19 protein-coding genes are annotated in these 17,635 nt (G+C 64.9%); 10 read left to right on the top strand and 9 right to left on the bottom strand.

Features of this window, described 5'->3' with window-relative positions:
- Positions 1 to 66 precede the first annotated feature (66 nt).
- Together FHR70_RS02600 and FHR70_RS02595 are read left to right on the top strand one after the other, a co-directional pair.
- On the top strand, positions 67 to 855 hold the full coding sequence (locus FHR70_RS02600; RefSeq protein ID WP_183446823.1) for an ABC transporter ATP-binding protein: 789 nt from the start codon (positions 67 to 69) through the stop codon (positions 853 to 855).
- 16 nt (positions 856 to 871) lie between these two features.
- Complete coding sequence (locus FHR70_RS02595; RefSeq protein ID WP_183446820.1) at positions 872 to 1,381, top strand: OsmC family protein; 510 nt, start codon at positions 872 to 874, stop codon at positions 1,379 to 1,381.
- Between the two features lies 1 nt (position 1,382).
- Here the strand turns inward: FHR70_RS02595 and FHR70_RS02590 are convergent, their stop codons facing one another.
- Together FHR70_RS02590 and FHR70_RS02585 are read right to left on the bottom strand one after the other, a co-directional pair.
- The gene (locus FHR70_RS02590; protein WP_183446818.1) at positions 1,383 to 2,669 is read right to left on the bottom strand and encodes a DUF2254 domain-containing protein; all 1,287 of its coding nucleotides are present in this window, start codon (positions 2,667 to 2,669) and stop codon (positions 1,383 to 1,385) included.
- 72 nt (positions 2,670 to 2,741) lie between these two features.
- Positions 2,742 to 4,022 (bottom strand): penicillin-binding protein activator, encoded by a 1,281-nt coding sequence (locus FHR70_RS02585; RefSeq protein WP_183446816.1) that lies wholly within the window; start codon positions 4,020 to 4,022, stop codon positions 2,742 to 2,744.
- Positions 4,023 to 4,158: 136 nt separating this feature from the next.
- Between FHR70_RS02585 and rsmI the strand changes: the two genes are divergently transcribed.
- Entirely contained in the window at positions 4,159 to 5,097 is a 939-nt protein-coding gene (gene rsmI, locus FHR70_RS02580; RefSeq protein WP_183446814.1) for a 16S rRNA (cytidine(1402)-2'-O)-methyltransferase, read from the top strand.
- Positions 5,094 to 5,471, top strand: coding sequence for a YraN family protein (locus FHR70_RS02575; protein ID WP_183446812.1), 378 nt, complete (start codon positions 5,094 to 5,096; stop codon positions 5,469 to 5,471). Before rsmI ends, FHR70_RS02575 begins: the two co-directional genes overlap by 4 nt.
- A 191-nt stretch (positions 5,472 to 5,662) precedes the next feature.
- On the opposite strand, the gene FHR70_RS02570 is transcribed toward FHR70_RS02575, so the two are convergent.
- Positions 5,663 to 6,547 carry a lipid kinase gene (locus tag FHR70_RS02570; RefSeq protein WP_183446810.1) on the bottom strand — a complete coding sequence of 295 codons (885 nt, stop codon included), beginning with the start codon at positions 6,545 to 6,547 and terminating at the stop codon, positions 5,663 to 5,665.
- A gap of 162 nt (positions 6,548 to 6,709) precedes the next feature.
- On the opposite strand from FHR70_RS02570, the gene gshB reads away from it, so the two are divergent.
- Positions 6,710 to 7,654 carry a glutathione synthase gene (gshB, locus tag FHR70_RS02565; protein ID WP_183446808.1) on the top strand — a complete coding sequence of 315 codons (945 nt, stop codon included), beginning with the start codon at positions 6,710 to 6,712 and terminating at the stop codon, positions 7,652 to 7,654.
- A gap of 114 nt (positions 7,655 to 7,768) precedes the next feature.
- Here the strand turns inward: gshB and hemW are convergent, their stop codons facing one another.
- Positions 7,769 to 8,929, bottom strand: a complete 1,161-nt coding sequence (gene hemW / locus FHR70_RS02560) for a radical SAM family heme chaperone HemW (RefSeq protein WP_183446806.1) — start codon at positions 8,927 to 8,929, stop codon at positions 7,769 to 7,771.
- A gap of 289 nt (positions 8,930 to 9,218) precedes the next feature.
- Here hemW and FHR70_RS02555 point away from each other — a divergent pair, with 289 nt between their 5' ends.
- Positions 9,219 to 9,875 carry a TetR/AcrR family transcriptional regulator gene (locus FHR70_RS02555; RefSeq protein ID WP_183446804.1) on the top strand — a complete coding sequence of 219 codons (657 nt, stop codon included), beginning with the start codon at positions 9,219 to 9,221 and terminating at the stop codon, positions 9,873 to 9,875.
- Between the two features lie 91 nt (positions 9,876 to 9,966).
- On the top strand, positions 9,967 to 10,449 hold the full coding sequence (locus FHR70_RS02550) for a DUF2852 domain-containing protein (protein WP_183446802.1): 483 nt from the start codon (positions 9,967 to 9,969) through the stop codon (positions 10,447 to 10,449).
- Between the two features lie 49 nt (positions 10,450 to 10,498).
- Here FHR70_RS02550 and FHR70_RS02545 read toward each other — a convergent pair whose 3' ends face one another.
- From FHR70_RS02545 to rph, 3 genes are read right to left on the bottom strand one after another with little or no spacing between them, the layout of a single operon-like run.
- A complete protein-coding gene (locus FHR70_RS02545) occupies positions 10,499 to 10,987 on the bottom strand; it encodes a shikimate kinase (RefSeq protein WP_183446800.1) in 489 nt (162 codons plus the stop codon).
- Between the two features lie 24 nt (positions 10,988 to 11,011).
- Positions 11,012 to 11,653 carry an RdgB/HAM1 family non-canonical purine NTP pyrophosphatase gene (gene rdgB / locus FHR70_RS02540; RefSeq protein WP_183446798.1) on the bottom strand — a complete coding sequence of 214 codons (642 nt, stop codon included), beginning with the start codon at positions 11,651 to 11,653 and terminating at the stop codon, positions 11,012 to 11,014.
- Entirely contained in the window at positions 11,650 to 12,363 is a 714-nt protein-coding gene (gene rph, locus FHR70_RS02535; RefSeq protein WP_183446796.1) for a ribonuclease PH, read from the bottom strand. Before rph ends, rdgB begins: the two co-directional genes overlap by 4 nt.
- A 151-nt stretch (positions 12,364 to 12,514) precedes the next feature.
- Here rph and hrcA point away from each other — a divergent pair, with 151 nt between their 5' ends.
- Together hrcA and FHR70_RS02525 are read left to right on the top strand one after the other, a co-directional pair.
- On the top strand, positions 12,515 to 13,606 hold the full coding sequence (hrcA, locus tag FHR70_RS02530) for a heat-inducible transcriptional repressor HrcA (RefSeq protein ID WP_183446794.1): 1,092 nt from the start codon (positions 12,515 to 12,517) through the stop codon (positions 13,604 to 13,606).
- 158 nt (positions 13,607 to 13,764) lie between these two features.
- Positions 13,765 to 13,980 (top strand): hypothetical protein, encoded by a 216-nt coding sequence (locus FHR70_RS02525; RefSeq protein ID WP_183446791.1) that lies wholly within the window; start codon positions 13,765 to 13,767, stop codon positions 13,978 to 13,980.
- A 19-nt stretch (positions 13,981 to 13,999) separates the two neighbouring features.
- Here FHR70_RS02525 and FHR70_RS02520 read toward each other — a convergent pair whose 3' ends face one another.
- Both FHR70_RS02520 and FHR70_RS02515 read right to left on the bottom strand, forming a co-directional pair.
- Positions 14,000 to 14,539 carry a c-type cytochrome gene (locus FHR70_RS02520; RefSeq protein ID WP_183446789.1) on the bottom strand — a complete coding sequence of 180 codons (540 nt, stop codon included), beginning with the start codon at positions 14,537 to 14,539 and terminating at the stop codon, positions 14,000 to 14,002.
- 2 nt (positions 14,540 to 14,541) lie between these two features.
- A complete protein-coding gene (locus tag FHR70_RS02515) occupies positions 14,542 to 15,657 on the bottom strand; it encodes a hypothetical protein (RefSeq protein WP_183446787.1) in 1,116 nt (371 codons plus the stop codon).
- Positions 15,658 to 16,100: 443 nt separating this feature from the next.
- Here FHR70_RS02515 and FHR70_RS02510 point away from each other — a divergent pair, with 443 nt between their 5' ends.
- Positions 16,101 to 17,579, top strand: a complete 1,479-nt coding sequence (locus FHR70_RS02510) for a SulP family inorganic anion transporter (RefSeq protein WP_183446785.1) — start codon at positions 16,101 to 16,103, stop codon at positions 17,577 to 17,579.
- Positions 17,580 to 17,635 lie beyond the last annotated feature (56 nt).

The following is a 17,635-nucleotide window of genomic DNA, read 5'->3' as shown; positions in this document are numbered from 1 at the left end:
CTCCTTCGAGACGGTGCTTCGTACCTCCTCAGGACGAGGCCGGTGTATTGTGCGCGGGGTCATTAGATGCTGAGCTTCGAACATCTCTCCAAGACATACGCCGACGGCACACGGGCGCTCTCCGACATCAACCTCATCGTGCAGGAAGGCGAGATCGTCGCGCTGATCGGCGGCTCGGGCTGCGGCAAGACGACATTGCTGCGCCTCATCGCCGGTCTTGACCGGGAAAGCGCCGGACAGATCCGCCTAGATGGTGAAGTGCTGTCGGGTCCGCACCCTGCCATCGGCATTGTGTTCCAGGAGCCGCGCCTGTTGCCCTGGCTGTCGGTTTCCGACAATATCGCCTTCGGTCTCGATGGGTTGAGCACCGCCGAGCGACAAGCGCGCGTATCCCATGCGCTCGAAAAGATCGGCCTTGTCGAGCACGCCGACCGCTGGCCCCGCGACCTCTCGGGCGGCCAGCAGCAGCGCGTGTCGATCGCCCGCGCGTTTGTCACCAACCCGAAGGTGCTGCTCCTCGACGAGCCCTTCTCGGCGCTCGATGCATTCACGCGTGCAAGCCTGCACGAGCATCTCCTGAGCCTCTGGGAAGAAACGCGCCCCACCGTGGTGCTCGTCACGCACGATGTGCAGGAGGCGGTGACGCTGGCCGACCGGGCCGTCGTCATGCAACCGAAACCGGGGCGCATCTTCGACGAGCTGCCGCTCACCCTGGCACGTCCGCGCGACAGGACGGGGCTACCCTTCGAGACCTCCGTGCGCCGTGTCTTGACGGCCCTCGATCATTCCCTCAAAGCTCCTCAAGCTCAGCCCCAGCGCGAACGCGACCGGCAGGCCGCCGCGCTGTGGTGGTAACAATCAAGGACAGACCATGGACGCAACAGCCCTCCGCGCCCTTCAGGCGCCGTTGAAGGATCAGTATCGCAGCGATCCGAATGCAGCCGTCATCACCCTGAAGGCACACGGCACCCTCGACGACCAGCACATCGCCTGCAAGGTCGAGACCGGCCGCGCGCTCGCCGTTGCTGGCCTGCATCCGGCCACCGGCGGCTCCGGCGCGGAGCTGTGCTCCGGCGACATGTTGCTCGAGGCGCTTGTCGCCTGCGCTGGCGTGACGCTGAAGGCGGTTGCGACCGCGCTCGAAATCGACCTGCGCCACGGCGCCGTGAAGGCGGAAGGCGATCTCGATTTCCGCGGCACGCTCGGCGTCGACAAGGGCGCACCTGTGGGCTTCAAGAACATCCGCCTCTCCTTCGAGGTCGACACGGATGCCCCGCAGGAGAAGATCGACCAGCTGCTCAAGCTCACGGAGCGCTACTGCGTGGTGTTCCAGACCCTCAACAACAAGCCGGAGTTGAGCGCGACGCTGACGCGCCGCTAATCTATCGGGCCTGCGAGCCTGGATACGCCACGCTCTTCTGGCCGATCTTCTCCGGCGGATGGGTCAGAGTGTGACAGCGGAGGCGCTCGAAATCGGCCTCGTCGAGAGCTTTCGCGGCACGCCTCACAGCATCATTGGAATACTCTTCGGCAAGCCTGCCGAAAACGTCAGGCGACAGCCTCGACAGGGATTGCAGGGCCTTCTGAAGCTTGATTCCGACCTCGACCAGACCGGCCCCGTCCCGCGCGATGGGCACGAAAAAATCCTGCATCATGTCCGCTGGCGAGAGAGCCGGCATCCGGACCTTGGGAAAGGCGACATCCTCTTCCTCGTCACTCCGACCGCGATAGAGGGCCAGGATGCGAATGCCGGCGTTAATTACGTCGATAGCGGTTCCTGGGTCATTGATCGCCGGCGACAGCGCCCGCGAGGCCACTTCGCCCAGGGCGATGAGGCCGAAGCGCGGGTCCTGCTCGTAAGTACGCCGGTCGCCGAGGAGAAAGGCATGGCGCACCTTGCCGATGTCCTCATCCGACATCTCCTCATCCACATAGGCGATGGGACGCGTCGGGTCGACGAAAGCGCCGGGCAGAACATCCACGTCGATCAGCGCATCCCTGCTCTCGACGATGGAGGCCAGCTTCTCCACATCGATGTTCTGGACATAGCCGATCTCGCTCGGATAGACGGCGCGGATCATGCGGACCCAGTCCAGACGGGGCGCGGCCCGAAGATGAGGATGCCTGCACCATCGTCTGAGCGACGAGGACGTGGCCGATTCGAGCTGCTCGATAGTCTCCCTCACGGTGCCGAGCTTGGTCAGGCGGCTGATCCAGCGCAGCAGCGTTACCACGATGAAGATGATCACCAGGATGGTGACGGCGAGCAGGACCAAGCGTCCGGTTGATCCGTATGTTTCTGTCGAGAGGGCGATGATTCCGACGATGCTGTAGAGAAAGGCGCCCAGGAAGGTGGCGAGGGCATTCTGGGCTGTCGTGTCCTCCATGAGGAGCTGCGTGGCCCGCGGCGTCAGGTTCGTGCTGGCGGACGCGAAGGCAGAGACCATCGTGGTCAGGGAAAAGGTCGTCACCGTCAGCATGCTAGCGGCCAGGATGCCAAGAATGTTGCCAACGGAATCGGCCCCGACGCTCAGAGCCACGTCCTCGGGGATGTAGGGCTGCAGCAGCAGAGCCGTGAAGGCCGCCGCAAAGCCGCCCAAGCAGAAGAGCGCGATCCTGAACCAGATCTGGCGAAACAAGCGTCTGAGAAGCAGCTTCCAGTGAGCCATATCGCGAGGAATCCTCTCTGGCCCAGCAGCGCAGCGGGCCAGTTCCTACGGGAATGACACCTCGACGGAGCGTTAGGTTCCCGAGGCCACGAGTGTTCTGGGCGCCGCGCTGATCGCGACAGCGGCACCGTTGCGGATCTCCTGCACCGTCAAGGCGCGTCTGTTGGTGCCGTCCGGATTGAAGCGGAACACGCCGTCGGCCCCGGCAAAGCCCGCCGGGTTGGTGAGCATCGCGTCGGTGAAACCCTGCACACCCTGCATGCGCGAGAGCGCCGCCGCCAAGGTCACGGCGTCGTAGGACAGCGTCGCGAGGCGGATCGGGTCGGCGCTGAAGCGCGCGCGGTAGCGTTCGGCAAAGGCCTCGAAGCCGCGATTGTCGGGCGCTGCGAACCAGCCGCCCTGCAGGGCCGGCAATCCGAAGATGCGGGGCTCGTTCCACAATCCGGTGCCGAGCGGTTTCACCCGCGCGGAATCGAAGCCGGCTGCCTGCAGCGCCTGGGCGACGGCGGGCATGCCATCGCCATTGTCGGGAATGAACAGGGCGTCGGCCTGCGGAGCGCCACCACCGATCACGCGGGACAGGCGCTGTACGCCCACCTGCGGCTGCCCTGGCGGATAATATTCGAGGGCGGCGATGCGCAGGCCGTGCCGGGCGGTTGCCTGCTGCAGCCGCGCCTCGGCCACGCGGCCATATTGCGTTTCCGGGATCAGGGCCGCAATGGAGCGTCGGCCCTGCGCTGCCGCGAAGGCCACGATGCGGTCGACCTCCTCCTGCACGAGGAAGCTCAGGAGATAGACCCCGCGGGTGGCGACGCTGGCATCGGACGAGAAGCCGATGACGGATTTCCCCCGCTCACGGGCCACCTGGGCGGCTGCCTGGACGGAGCCGGAGAAGACCGGGCCGACGATCAATTCGGCCCCTTCCGCAAGCGCCTGCTGGGCGGCCGCTTGGGCCCCCTCGGGAGTGCCGCGGTCGTCCTTCACGAGAAGGGTGATATCCTGGCCCTGGAATTCGCTCACCGCCATCTCGGCGGCGTTGCGCATGCTCTGCGCCACCACGCCCCCCTGCCCGGCAGCGCTCATGGGCAGGATCAGGGCGACCTTCACAGGACCAGTGCCGATCGTGGTGGACCCCGCGAGCGGCCCTGGCGCCTGCATGGAAGAAGCGGGTGGCGTCACCCCGGCGGCATAGGCCGGCTCGACGGCAGCGGGCTGAGCCTGGCTTACCTTGCGCGGCGGCAAAAGAGTCTCGGACCCGACGCAACCCGACAAGGCCAATGAGCCGGCCACGACAAACGCCCAGGCCGGGCGCCTCGAGAAGCGCCGAGCCGAACCATACGATACACGCGCCATCTCCACCCCCTTTGGAAACAGCTTTCGCCACTGAGGGCAGTGTGACGGCAAAAAGTAAACATTGTTTCCAACCGAGGATTTAAGGCCTGCCGACCCGGCTTTCGCGAAGCCACCCCTTCATGCGAGAGTGACAGCAATGAATCAGAGAATCGACAACCGGACCAAGCGGCGCGAGCCCAGCGAGCGGCCCGCCACCTTCACCGCCTTCGGCCTTGCCGCCGAGGCCAAGCCCCTCTCGCCCGGCCTCTATGTGGTCGCGACCCCCATCGGCAACCTGCAGGACGTATCCTTTCGGGCACTGAGTGTGCTCGCCGCCGCAGATGCGGTTCTGGCAGAGGACACGCGGGTGACGAAGACCCTGCTCGCCCATTACGGCATCACCACGCCGCTGGTGGCCTATCACGAGCACTCCAACGACGCCGTGCGCGAACGCATGGTCCACCGCATCCGCGAGGGACAGGCCCTCGCCCTGGTGTCCGATGCCGGCACGCCACTGGTGTCGGATCCGGGATACAAGCTCGTGCAGGCAGCCATTGAGGAAGGCCTGCCGGTCACGCCGATTCCCGGCCCGTCCGCCGTTCTCACCGCACTCGTGGCCTCGGGCCTGCCCACGGACCGCTTCTTCTTCGAAGGGTTTCTACCGTCGAAGAGCGGCGCGCGCCGCACGAGGCTCGCGGAGATCGGCACCATACCCGGCACACTCATGCTGTTCGAGGGGCCGCATCGCCTGCCCGAAATGCTCGCGGACGCCGCCGAGGTGCTGGGGGAGCGGCAGGCCGTGGTGGCGCGCGAGTTGACGAAGATGTTCGAGACGATCCGGCGCGGCACCCTGCCGGAACTCGCCCGCCAATTCGCCGAGGAGGGTCCGCCCAAGGGCGAGATCGTGGTGCTGATCGGCGAAGCCACAAAGGCAATGCATGCGGCGGAAGCCGATGCGGCTCTCGACGGTAGGCTGGAGGCGGCGCTGAAGAACCACTCGATCAAGGACGCGGCGGCCATCGTTGCGTCGGAACTCGATTTGCCGAAGCGCGAGGTCTATGCCCGCGCGCTCACGCTGGCGAAGAAGGACGAATGAAGAGCGCGCTCGATCATCGCGAGGCGACATATCTGCGCGGCCACCGAGCGGAATGGATCGCACTGCTGTTTCTCGTGACGAAGGGCTATCGCCCACTCGCCCGTCGGTATGCGGCCTCCGGCGGGGAGATCGACCTGATCGTGATGCGCGGCGACACCATCGCGTTTGTCGAGGTGAAAGCACGGGGCCTTATGGACGATGCGCTCTCGGCGATTACGGCAAGGAAGCGCCAGCGCTTCTCCCGCGCGGTGCGGGCCTGGCTCGTGCGCAACAATTGGGCGGCGGGCAAGGCATGGCGCGCGGATGCGGTCTTCATCGCGCCCAAGAAGTGGCCGCAGCATATCGTGAACGCGTTCGATTTGGAGATATCCTAGAGCTGCTTCCACTTGCGTGGAATCATCTCTCCTTCTGGATTTGTCGCATTGTTTGACGGCGAACCGGATCCACTTCGCCGAAAAATGCTCTAGCCGTCATGGCCGCACCTGTTGCGGCCGTCCACGTCTTCAACGACATAAGACGAGGATGCCCTGGACAAGCCCGGGCATGACGCAGCACGGATTGAACCTCACCCTTCAGCCATCTTCGGCGCGAACACCGTCACGGCCGCTGGCCGAATCGAGAAATGGGCTGGCGTCTGCGTGACGATCTCGCCATCGGCATTGATGGGCCTGGGCTTGCGGGTGCGGATGTCGAATTCCTTGGCCCTCACCGCCCGCACCTCGTTCCAGGCGCCATGCCGGCCATGGCGGAACGAACGCGCCATAAGGGCGAGCTTCCAGGCCCGCTCCAGCTCAAGGCTGTAGAGATCGAGATGATGATCGTCGATGGCGGCATCCTGCTCGACCGCATTGCCGCCGCCATAGAAGCGGCCGTTGCCGACGGCGATCTGGAGCGTGCGCACGCGGGCCGCCTCGTTTTCGCTGTAGATCGTCGCCCGGAAGGGCTTTGCGTGCAGGAGAACGTTCAAGGCCACCATGGCATAGCCGAGACGCCCCCAGCGGCGTTTGATGTCCCGCGTCAGCTTCTGGGCCAGCTCCGCCGAGAGCCCAAGGCTTGCCACGTTGAAGAAGGGCTCGCCATTGACGATGCCGAGATCGATCTTGCGGATGTGGCCGTCGGCAATCACCTGGGCAGCCCCATCGAGATCGAAGGGGATCTCAAGAGTGCGGGCGAGATCGTTGGCCGTGCCGAGCGGCAGGATCCCCAGCGGCAACCCGGCCTCGATGACCCCGAAGGCCGCCGCGTTGAGGGTGCCGTCTCCTCCGCCGACCACGGCGCAATCCACATCTTTCGCATGCTGGACGATGAGGGGCGACAGGTCCTCCCGGCGGCCGCAATCCACATGAACCGGCTCGATCCCATGATCTTTCAGGCGCTCGACGGCGATGTCACGCTGGGCGGCGCCGCTGCGGCTCTTGGCATTGACGATCAAAAGGGCGCGGCGGGGCATGCACTCTCACATGGAAAAGCTTGAGGGGATCTGCAAGGGGCAGCCGCCAAGCGGGGCCGTTGGATAACCCGCATCCCCGGCTTTCGTTCAAGCCATGCAGGATGAACAGTTGCCAACCCACATTTTAGGCCCAATAACCCTGCTTCCCAGGAGGCCTGACCGATGACCCTCACCGTCGCGTTCCAGATGGACCATATCCGCAGCATCAAGATCGCGGGCGATACCGGCTTTGCGCTGCTGCTCGAGGCCCAGCGGCGGGGTCACCGGGTCCTGCATTACACGCCTGACCGCCTGTCGCTGCGCGACGGCAAGGTCATTGCCATGGCCGAGACGATCGAGGCGCGGGACGTGGAAGGCGACCACTTCACCCTCGGAACGCCCGAGCGGGTCGATCTGTCGAGTGTCGATGCGGTGCTCATGCGCCAGGATCCGCCCTTCGACCTGGCCTATATCACCGCCACCCATTTCCTGGAGCGCATCCACCCCAGGACTCTCGTGGTCAACGATCCGACCCATGTGCGCAACGCACCGGAAAAGATCTTCGTCACCCATTTCCCGCACCTGATGCCCCCGACGCTGATCTCCCGCGACAAGCAGGAGATCGAGGAGTTCCGGCGCGAGCACGGCGACGTGGTGATGAAGCCGCTCTACGGCCATGGCGGCGCCAGCGTGTTCAAGGTCGGCCGGGAGGACCCGAATTTCGGTTCGCTCTACGACCTCTTCGCGAACCTGTTCCGCGAGCCCTGGGTGATCCAGCGCTTCCTGCCCAAGATCACGGAAGGCGACAAGCGCATCATCCTCATCGACGGCGAGGCGGCAGGCGCCATCAACCGGGTGCCGGCGGCCAACGACATCCGCTCCAACATGGTGCGCGGCGGGGCGGCAAAGCCCACCGACCTCACGCCCCGTGAGCGCGAGATCTGCGAGACCATCGGCCCGGACCTCAAGCGCATGGGCCTGATCCTTGTCGGCATCGACGTGATCGACGGCAACCTCACCGAGATCAACGTGACGGCCCCCACCGGCATCCGCGCCATCAAGCGCCTCGGCGGGCCGGATCTCGCGGTGACGGTGTGGGATGTGATCGAGAGCAAGGTGAGGCGGTAGGCCCCGTATACACTCCACCGTCATGGCCGGGCCTGTCCCGGCCATCCACGTCTTAGGCGCGTGAAAACGTGGATGCCCGCAACAAGTGCGGGCATGACGAGGTAAGATCGGAACTCAAGCCGCCAGTTCCGCAATCACCGCATTGAGCACCGGAAAGCCCTTCGGCGTCACGGCAAGGCGCGAGCCATCCACCTGGATCAGGCCTTCCTCCTCCAGGATCCGCAAGCGTCGCTGATTGAGCGTCCTGCCCGTAAAGGCCTCGAAGCGGCGCGGGTCGACGCCCTCTTTCAGGCGAAGCCCCATGAGAAGGAACTCGTCGCCCTCGGCCTCGGAGGTCAGCACCTCCTCGTCGATGACGCCATGCCCCTCGTGCTCGACCTGTTCCAGCCACGTCTCGGGATGCTTCTCCGTCGCGGTGGCAAGCCGCGCATTGCCCGTCACCAGGCGTCCATGGGCGCCGGGGCCGATGCCGGCATATTCGCCGTAGCGCCAGTAGAGCAGGTTGTGCTGCGATTCCGCGCCGGGCCGCGCATGGTTCGAGATCTCGTAGGCCGGCAGCCCGTGCTTCTCGCAGGTTTCCTGCGTGATGTCGTAGAGCGCGCGACCCGTCTCCTCGTCCGGCACCGTGATCTTACCCGCATCGTAGAGCCGCTGAAACCAGGTGCCGGGCTCGATGGTGAGCTGGTAGAGCGACAGGTGCTCGACCGCATGGCTAATCGCCTGCTCCAGCTCGGCACCCCAGGCCTGAGGTGTCTGGCCGGGACGGGCATAGATCAGGTCGAAGGAATAGCGCTCGAAGATGGAGGCGGCGATCTTCACCGCGCCCAGGGCCTCCTCGACGGAATGCATGCGCCCGAGGCGCTTGAGATCGGAATCGTTCAGCGCCTGGACGCCGAGAGAGACCCGGTTGATGCCCGCACTCCGGTAGCCGCGGAAGCGCTCCGCCTCGACGCTGGTGGGATTGGCCTCGAGCGTCACCTCGGCCTTGGGATCGATGCCCCAGGCGCCGCCGATGGCGTCGAGGATCGCGCCCACGGTCTGGGGCTTCATCAGCGAGGGCGTTCCGCCGCCGAAGAACACGCTCGTGACAGTCCTGCCCGGAATACGCGCGGCCGTGTGGGCGATCTCCCGCCGGAAGGCCGCGAGAAACCGCTCCTGATCCACCGGCTGGTGGCGGACATGGCTGTTGAAGTCGCAATAGGGGCATTTGGAGGCGCAGAAGGGCCAATGGACATAGACGCCAAAGCCCACATCGCGCGTCGGATGATCGATCATGGGGCGTATATGGCAGGTCGGAGGGCGAACGTCACGGGTGCCGGTGTCGCGCGGGGCTTAGGCTTGGTGTCATCCCCGGCCGGAGCGGAGGGGAAGGGAATCCATAGCGCCATGCGTGCAAGCGGATCCCCTTGCCTCGCCTCCGGCTCGCCGGGAATGACACGGGGTAGGGAATAGAAAGATTTCTGAACCTCTCCACCCACAATGTTGTTCACCCTATGAGCTGTTCCATTCTGGCTTCCGCCGCAGCGGAAGCCTAAGGTGGTCGGCAGAGAGTTAGGAATCCACCATGCGGCATTGGCGCGGCCCGTTCGACCGGCAGGGCTATCACCACGGCAATCTGAAGGAGGCGCTGATCGAGGCGGCGCAGCGCTTCATTGCCGAACGAGGCATCGGCGGATTTACCCTCGCCGACGCGGCCAAGCTCGTGGGCGTCACTCCGGCGGCGCTCTACCGGCATTTCCGGGGCCGGGACGCCCTGGTGGCCGAGGTGGCTTTCCGGGGCTATGACGAGCTCGCGAAGCGCCTCGGCCGGGCTTTGCAGAGTGAAGGCACGGCGCTCGAACGCTTCACCCGCATGGGCGAGGCCTATCTTGCCTTCGCGGAGCAGGAGCCCGGCTTCTATACGGCCATGTTCTCGGCCAAGCCTGCCGAGGGCGAGGCGTCGTGTGGCCCGTTCTGGGCCAAGGCTGTGGAAAGCGGGGGTAAGCCCTCGGGCAACGCATTCGATTTCCTGGTCAAGGCACTGGCCGATACCTTCCCGGAAGGCTTCCAGAGCGTCGATGTCCGCTTCATCGCCATTGAGGTTTGGGCTTTGTCCCACGGGATCGCCACCCTCGATGCGGCAGGGCAACTGCCCAAGGGTCCTGGTCTCCCCGACAAGTACGAGCTTCTCCGCGCCGGCGTCCTCGCCCTCGTCCATGGAGCCCTAAAGGGCAAATCGTAAGCTCCCTCTCGATTTTCCAGTTTCCTCCCTTGAAACCGCCCAGATCGATCCGCATGTTAATGTTGTTAGCATTAACATAGGACCCCTTTCGATGTCAGATTCTGCCTCCGCCGCCTGGAATGCGGACCCGCATGTGGGTCCGTGGGACAACCGGACTCACCGCCGCTGCGGGCGCAAGCCCGGCCGCGGTCTGGAGATCGCCGGCATCATCCTGGGCTTCATCTTCGTCTGGCCGCTCGCGCTGGCCTATCTGGTGTGGAAAATGTGTGGATATCCGAAATATGACGAGGCCAAGGCCTTCCTGAACGAGACCTTCGGCCGTGCCAAGGACGACCTCTTCCGCTCCCGCGGCCCCGCCGGCTTCGGCGGCTTTGCCAGCACGGGCAATGCGGCCTTCGACGAGTACCGCCGCAGCGAGCTGGAGCGCCTTGAGGAAGAGCGCCGCAAGCTCGACGAAGAAGCCCGCGACTTCCGCAACTTCGTCGAGGAGCTGAAGCGCGCTAAGGACCGTGAGGAGTTCGACGCCTACATGGCCAAGCGCCGCAGCACCAACAACGGCCCCACTGCCGTCTGACCGGCCTGAATGGTTAGGAGGAGCGCCCTTCGGGGCGCTCCTTTTTGTTTCACGACTCGCTTCGGAGGATCATCGCGCGCGCCGTCTCAAGGGTCTCGGACAGGCTGAGAGACGTGTCGAGGACGAGATTGCTGAAGGAACGGGCGTGGTATCCCTCCTCATACATCTCGACGATACGGCTTTTCTCTTCCGATGAGAGCTTTCGCGTCCCACGTTCCGTCAACGCCACATCGAGCGGCGGTGCAAGCGTCAAAACCAGCAATCGGGCCCCTCGCCTTTCGGCAACCCGTTTCAGCCACGGATGGTCGGCCTCCTCCAAGGGATATGCGACGACAAAGTAGCGCCCTTGCGCCTTCACGATCTCCGCTTCGATGCGGCTGAGGGCGGTCTCGATCCGGACGGCGAGAGGTGCATCGTCCGCAGCTTCATGATCGTCGCCATCGACGAAGGCCGCATCGGGAAGCGAACCGGCCAAGGCGCGACCGAGAGTCGACTTCCCGCTATTGATGGGTCCGTTGATGTGAACGACCGTCAGCATGGCATCTCGCCCCGTGAAGGGCCGTCAAACCCTATGCAAACACCCCGACGCGAGCTTCACGAAGGCGCGGGCGCGGTGGGACAGGCCTGTGGGCTGCGGCTTCGACCAGTCGATCCCGTGTTTTTCCTCCGAGGAGATCTCGCCGAAGGTTTCGGAAAAACCATCCGGCTGGAACATGGGGTCGTAGCCAAAACCCTTGTCGCCGCGCGGCGGCCAGACGACTTCGCCGAAGATACGGCCCTCGAACAGCTCCTCGTGCCCGTCGGGCCAAGCGATGACCAGGGCCGAGACGAAATGGGCCTTGCGGTCCGTAGCCTCGCGTTTCCCCAGCTCGCGCATGACCCGCTCCATGGCGGCGTAGAAGTCCTTCTTCGGCCCCGCCCAGTCGGCCGTGAACAGGCCGGGCGCGCCATCGAGCGCATGGACGCAAAGCCCCGAATCGTCGGAGAGCGCCGGCAGGCCCGTGGCCTTGGCGGCCGCATGGGCCTTGATGGCGGCATTCTCGGCGAACATGTGCCCCGTCTCGTCGGGCACGGGCAGGCCGAGCTCCCCGGCCGACACGGCTTCGATGCCGAAGGGCGCGAGCAGCTCCTGCATCTCGCGCAGCTTGCCCGCATTGTGGGTGGCGATGACCACCTTGCCGGTCAGGGCGCGATGCAGGCTCATGCCACAGCCTTCTTCTGCAGGTCCACGAGCTGCGCAACGCCGGCCTTGGCGAGGCGCAGCAGGTTCAGGAACTCCTCCTCCGAGAAGGGCTTGCCCTCCGCCGTGCCCTGGACCTCGACGATGCCACCGGAGCCCGTGATCACGAAATTGGAATCCGTCTCGGCCGCCGAGTCCTCGGCGTAATCAAGGTCGAGCACCGGAGTGCCCTTGTAGATGCCGCAGGAGATGGCCGCGACGGGCTCGCGCAGGGGATTGATCGAGATGATCGAGCGGTTCTGCATCCAGGTGAAGCACTCGTGCAGGGCCACCCAGGCGCCCGTGATGGACGCCGTGCGGGTGCCGCCATCGGCCTGGATCACGTCGCAATCGACCACGATCTGCCGTTCGCCGATGGCCGGCAGGTTGACCACGGCGCGAAGGGAACGGCCGATGAGGCGCTGGATCTCCTGGGTGCGGCCGGAGGGCTTGCCGGAATTGACCTCGCGGCGGGTGCGCTCATGAGTGGCCCGGGGCAGCATGGAATATTCCGCCGTCACCCAGCCCTTGCCCGTTCCGCGCAGCCACGGCGGGCCCTTCTCCTCCAGGGAGGCGGTGCAGATGACCTTCGTGTTGCCGAAGGAGACGAGGCAGGAGCCTTCCGCATAGCGCGCGACCCCGCGCTCCAGAGTGACGGGACGCAGTTCGTCGGGGGCACGATTGGACGGGCGCATGGCGGGATTCTCCTTCAGATCTCGTGATTCACGCCTGTTTGAGGCCCCCGGACGCATTGTGCAAGGGTCAAGCCTTGCCTAAGAGCTCTCGGACCCGCACATAATGGCCATCTGCAGGGTCGAATTGTCGAAAGAGCGTAGAACTCATCGGATGCACGCAACCGGTCCCTTTTCCCATCTGTCGGAAGCCCGTGCCATCGCGGAGCTGAACGACCGTTCCCGCGAGATCTTCCGCCAGATCGTCGAAAGCTACCTGATCACCGGCGAGCCCGTGGGTTCGCGCCATCTTTCGCGCCTCCTGCCGATGACGCTCTCGCCGGCCTCGATCCGCAACGTCATGGCGGATCTGGAGGCGGCAGGCCTGATCTTCGCCCCCCATACCAGCGCCGGGCGCCTGCCGACGGAAACGGGCCTGCGCTTCTTCGTCGATGCCATGATGGAGATCGGCGACGTCACCTCCGACGAGCGGGCGCGCATCGAGGCGCAGATGCGCGCGGCAGCCAGCGGCCACACCCTGGAAACGGCGCTGGCGGAGGCCTCGGCGCTCCTGTCCGGCGTCTCGCGCGGCGCGGGTGTGGTGGTGACCTCCAAGTCCAATGCACGGCTCAAGCACATCGAATTCGTGCGCCTCGACCCGACGCGGGCTCTCGTGGTGCTGGTCTCCGAGGACGGCTCGGTGGAAAACCGCCTGCTTGATCTGCCCGCGGGCCTTCCCGCCGGGGCTCTGGTAGAGGCAGGGAATTTCCTCAATGCCCGCATCCAGGGCAAGACGCTGGGCGATATCAAGCGCGAGATCCAGGCCCGCCGTGGCGATATGGAGCGCGAGCTCGATGCGCTCACCGCCCGGCTGGTGGAAGCAGGGCTCGCCACCACCGTGGGGCCGGCGGAATCCCGCCAGCTCATTGTGCGCGGTCAGGCCAATCTCCTGGACGACCTGAAGGCGGCGGAAGACCTGGAGCGCATCCGCCTGCTGTTCTCGGATCTCGAAACGCAGACCGACGTGATCGATCTGCTCAGCCGCGCCGAGGGCGGCGAAGGGGTGCGCATCTTCATCGGCTCGGAAAACAAGCTGTTCTCGCTCTCCGGCTCCTCGATGATCGCCGCTCCGTTCCGGGACGGCAGCCAGAAGATCGTCGGCGTGCTGGGCGTCATCGGCCCGACACGGCTCAACTACGCCCGCATCGTCCCGATGGTGGACTACACCGCCAAGGTGATCTCGCGCATTCTGGAGAAGGGGCGATAGGATTTCCTGCGTTTCAAAGGGCAGCCTCTTCGCGCCGTGATCGCCCTCCATTACGGAATCGTAATCCTCCCGCAATGCCCCCGGCATCCGGCCAAGCCTAGGTTGTTCCTGCTTCGGATTGAACCCTTTCGCCACGCGTGGCCCAGCGGAGGACCAGCATGACGTCAGACCGGCCGTTTCAAGAGCAGACGACAACCATTCCCTCCCCTTCCGACCTGAGACAGATCAAGGAAGCCGTGCGGGAGTTGCGCGCCGCAAGCCCCAGAAGCGTTCTGGCCGATCTGGTCGAGGACAAGATCCGGGCTATAGAAGGCTGGCATCCTATGACGCCTCTGCCATTGCCAGCCAAGCAGACACGATGGATCAGCCAATAAGCAGCGAGCCGCGCTGTCGTCACTTCGGCGGCAGCGGATCGGGCACCTTGTTCTTCACCGGAGGGACTTGGCGCAGATAGGCAAAGACAGCCTTCAGATCGTCATCGGTCATATTTCCATAAGCCGGCCACGGCATCGGCGGCAGGATCTGCCGGCCCTGCCCCTGATGTCGCCCCGTGCGCATGGTCTGAATGAATTGCTGCTCGGTGAAATCCCGCAGTACTCCGGTTTCCGGATCGGACGTGAGGTTCGCGGAGAAACTGACACCCCAGGGACCGGACCAACCTGTCGAGGTTGGATTCATGGCGCCGCTCCAAGGTGGCGAGAGAGTGGCGGGTGCGGAAATCGTCACATCCTGCGGGTGGCCCGACAAGGCCCGCTTCATGTCTGGCTCCGGACCGGCAGAGCCTGTGATCCAGGGCGTATGGCAATCGTGGCAACCTGCGATCGACACCAGATACTCACCGCGCTTCACCTGCGCGCCGGCGCCATCCTGAGAAGACACGGTGCTGGGCACCAGCAGGGCCATCATCGACATCAACGGCAGGGCGCGGTGCATGGTCATCTCCCTTCTGCGTTTACATGCGCTTGTTGAATGAAAGCGCCTTTCTCTGCGATCCAGCGGTAGAGCAGGCGCACGGCTTCATCATCGATCAGCTCGGTGCCGAGCGGCGGCATCTGCAAGGCGGGAGAGCGGGAGGAGATCCGCTGCATCAGTCCGCTGCGGTTCGGATGCCCCGGCTCGACGCGCAGCACGGCATCCGGCGACTGCCCGGGAGCCTGTTTCCTCACAGGCTGCGCAACGGTGCTGGCCAGCACGCTTTCACCTGCGGTGTCGGCACCGTGACGCAGGAAGAGCGCGATGTTCTGCAAAGAGCCGCGCTCGTTGTGACAATGGCCGCAATTGCCGTGCATGTAGCCGAGAGCGGCACGTTCTGTCGCTGTTGCCGCCTCGATCTGAGGCGGTGCATCGCGCAGGGCCTTGGGCAAGCCGACGAGCAGGCCCCTGTCGACGAGGTAGGCAAGATCCACATGCGGCTCGGGCTGGCGCTCGGCATGCAGCGCGCCTGGATCCCGCTCCGGCGACAGCTGAAGAACGCTGAACCCAAGAATTTCGGAGGGACCTCCCTGGTGGCAGGCCTTGCAATCGGCGACGCCCGGAATCGTGTGCGAGCGCCCGCCCGCCAGCGGATAGGCACCGCGCTTGCCGCGGGCCGAGACCAGCTGCGCCTCGCGGCCATCGGGGCTCCAGGCATAAGCGGCATAGAGCCATTGGCCGTCAGACCGGCGTTCGAGATAGCGCGTCTCGACTCTCTCACCGCTGAAGGAGAATTCCTTCCAGAAGCGTGTGCCGACCGGGAAGATCCAGGCCTCCGGATCGGACCCGTCGATGGCGGTGCCCGGCGGCAGCGAGATCCAGCGGCGCTTGATGGCGCCGTCGCTCCACAAAGGATATTGCGGCGCAAAGGCGAGATGCGCGGGATCGACCTGCAGCGTACCGGGATCTGCATAGAGGCCGGTTTCGTGGAGCGTTAATGGCGGCGTTGTTGTGGATTGCGGGGCCGCCGGCGCGTGCATGAGCACGACGAAGGGCAGGATCAGCATCGCTCCAGCGGCGATCGAGCGATGGCTCCGACCGGATCTCAACAGCCTCACGGTGGCAATCACCTTGGCCATATACGTCTTCCTTCTTTCAGGATGAACGCATGCCGATCGATACGCCTGTTCTTCCCATGCCGCGGTGATCCTACGCACCTGCGCGTCGTGCTCCAAAAACTCTTCTGGAGTGGTCCTTCGGACGGCTCTCGTCTCTGAAGGGATGATGAGACGGAGAGATATGTTTGTGTGGAATGCCCCTCGCCTCATGCACCTGAAACATGCCCTGATCCCAGGCCCGCCGGTTGCAATGCAGGAACATGCTGTTATGGAGGAGCATGGTTCACGATATCGCCCTTGCGAAGATTTCACGGATGACCCCGCCGTAGCGCGACGCGTCAGGCGCATTGCCGCTTCCGAACCCGTTCCATTTCCGTCGTCGCCACGACCGCACCTGCTCTACGGCAACACCCTTGCCCGTGGCCCATCATGCCCTCGCCAGCAGGGCTCACGAGATTCTCGACATGACCCATCTCTCCCGCCTCAAGGCCGAGTGGTTTCCCAACGTGCCGCGCGATCTCCTCGCCGGCACCGTGGTGGCGCTGGCCCTGATCCCCGAGGCCATCGCCTTCTCGATCATCGCCGGGGTCGACCCGAAGGTCGGCCTCTACGCCTCCTTCTGCATCGCGGTCGTCACAGCCGTTGCGGGCGGTCGCCCCGGCATGATCTCCGCCGCGACCGGCGCCATGGCTCTTGTCATGGTCACGCTCGTGAAGGAGCACGGCCTGCAATATCTGCTCGCCGCTACGCTTCTCACGGGCGCGCTCCAGATCGTGGCCGGTCTCCTGCGGCTCGGCGACCTGATGCGCTTCGTGTCCCGCTCCGTGGTGACTGGCTTCGTGAATGCGCTCGCGATCCTGATCTTCATGGCGCAGCTGCCCGAATTCGTCGGCCAGGGACCGCTCATGTACGGCATGGTCGCGGCGGGCCTCGCGATCATCTACCTCCTGCCTCTGGTGACGAAAGCCGTTCCCTCCGCGCTCGTCACCATCGTCCTGTTGACGGCGGTTTCGATTACCTTCGGCTTCGATCTGCGCACGGTGGGCGATATGGGCCAGTTGCCGAGCGACCTGCCGGCCTTCGCCCTGCCCGATGTGCCCCTCACCCTGGAAACCCTGCAGATCATCCTGCCCTACTCGCTCACACTCGCCATGGTGGGCCTGCTCGAATCCCTCATGACGGCGGCCATCGTCGACGAGATGACGGATACGGACAGCTCAAAGAACCGGGAATGCGGCGGTCAAGGCATCGCCAACATCGTGGCCGGCCTGTTCGGCGGCATGGCAGGCTGTGCCATGATCGGCCAGTCGGTGATCAATGTCTCGTCCGGCGGGCGCGGGCGGCTCTCGACCCTCTGGGCGGGTGCCTTCCTGCTCTTCCTCATCCTGGTGCTCGACGACTGGGTGCGCCAGATCCCCATGGCGGCCCTGGTGGCGGTGATGATCATGGTGTCGATCAACACCTTCCAATGGGGCTCGATCCTCGCCATGCGCCTCCACCCCAAGAGTTCCAGCATCGTCATGGTGGCCACGGTCGCGGTGGTAGTCTTCACCCACGACCTCGCCAAGGGGGTGCTGGTGGGCGTGATCCTGAGCGGCATCTTCTTCGCCCGCAAGGTCGCCAAGTTCTTCACGGTGACATCAGGGCGCGAGGGTGACCTGAGGACCTACCGGGTGAACGGCGAGATCTTCTTTGCCACGGCCGAGGCCTTCCACAGCGCCTTCGACTTCCGGGAGGATGACCTGAAGCGGGTAGTGATCGACGTGACGGCCTCCCATTTCTGGGACATCACCGGCATCAATGCCCTGGACCGGGTGGTTTTGAAGTTCCGCCATCACGATATCCCGGTGGAGATCGTGGGCCTCAACGAGGCGAGCGCCACCCTGGTCGAGAAGCTGGGCACCCACCAGAAGGAGGGCGCCAGCCTCGCGGCAGGCCACTGAGGCGCCCGAAACCCTGGAAAGAGCCCACGCGACACCGCCTTCCCTTGGCATGAGGG

This window comes from Microvirga lupini (assembly GCF_014191055.1).
Classification (GTDB): Bacteria; Pseudomonadota; Alphaproteobacteria; order Rhizobiales; family Beijerinckiaceae; genus Microvirga; species Microvirga lupini_A.
The sequence above is the reverse complement of the archived record's forward strand: the minus strand, read 5'-3'. Positions and strand labels throughout refer to the sequence as shown.

Coding starts and splice junctions, on each gene's coding strand:
- FHR70_RS02600 (WP_183446823.1), top strand. CDS start 67: ATGCTGAGCTTCGAACATCTCTCCAAGACATACGCCGACGGCACACGG.
- FHR70_RS02595 (WP_183446820.1), top strand. CDS start 872: ATGGACGCAACAGCCCTCCGCGCCCTTCAGGCGCCGTTGAAGGATCAG.
- FHR70_RS02590 (WP_183446818.1), bottom strand. CDS start 2,669: ATGGCTCACTGGAAGCTGCTTCTCAGACGCTTGTTTCGCCAGATCTGG.
- FHR70_RS02585 (WP_183446816.1), bottom strand. CDS start 4,022: ATGGCGCGTGTATCGTATGGTTCGGCTCGGCGCTTCTCGAGGCGCCCG.
- rsmI (WP_183446814.1), top strand. CDS start 4,159: ATGAATCAGAGAATCGACAACCGGACCAAGCGGCGCGAGCCCAGCGAG.
- FHR70_RS02575 (WP_183446812.1), top strand. CDS start 5,094: ATGAAGAGCGCGCTCGATCATCGCGAGGCGACATATCTGCGCGGCCAC.
- FHR70_RS02570 (WP_183446810.1), bottom strand. CDS start 6,547: ATGCCCCGCCGCGCCCTTTTGATCGTCAATGCCAAGAGCCGCAGCGGC.
- gshB (WP_183446808.1), top strand. CDS start 6,710: ATGACCCTCACCGTCGCGTTCCAGATGGACCATATCCGCAGCATCAAG.
- hemW (WP_183446806.1), bottom strand. CDS start 8,929: ATGATCGATCATCCGACGCGCGATGTGGGCTTTGGCGTCTATGTCCAT.
- FHR70_RS02555 (WP_183446804.1), top strand. CDS start 9,219: ATGCGGCATTGGCGCGGCCCGTTCGACCGGCAGGGCTATCACCACGGC.
- FHR70_RS02550 (WP_183446802.1), top strand. CDS start 9,967: ATGTCAGATTCTGCCTCCGCCGCCTGGAATGCGGACCCGCATGTGGGT.
- FHR70_RS02545 (WP_183446800.1), bottom strand. CDS start 10,987: ATGCTGACGGTCGTTCACATCAACGGACCCATCAATAGCGGGAAGTCG.
- rdgB (WP_183446798.1), bottom strand. CDS start 11,653: ATGAGCCTGCATCGCGCCCTGACCGGCAAGGTGGTCATCGCCACCCAC.
- rph (WP_183446796.1), bottom strand. CDS start 12,363: ATGCGCCCGTCCAATCGTGCCCCCGACGAACTGCGTCCCGTCACTCTG.
- hrcA (WP_183446794.1), top strand. CDS start 12,515: ATGCACGCAACCGGTCCCTTTTCCCATCTGTCGGAAGCCCGTGCCATC.
- FHR70_RS02525 (WP_183446791.1), top strand. CDS start 13,765: ATGACGTCAGACCGGCCGTTTCAAGAGCAGACGACAACCATTCCCTCC.
- FHR70_RS02520 (WP_183446789.1), bottom strand. CDS start 14,539: ATGCACCGCGCCCTGCCGTTGATGTCGATGATGGCCCTGCTGGTGCCC.
- FHR70_RS02515 (WP_183446787.1), bottom strand. CDS start 15,657: ATGGCCAAGGTGATTGCCACCGTGAGGCTGTTGAGATCCGGTCGGAGC.
- FHR70_RS02510 (WP_183446785.1), top strand. CDS start 16,101: ATGACCCATCTCTCCCGCCTCAAGGCCGAGTGGTTTCCCAACGTGCCG.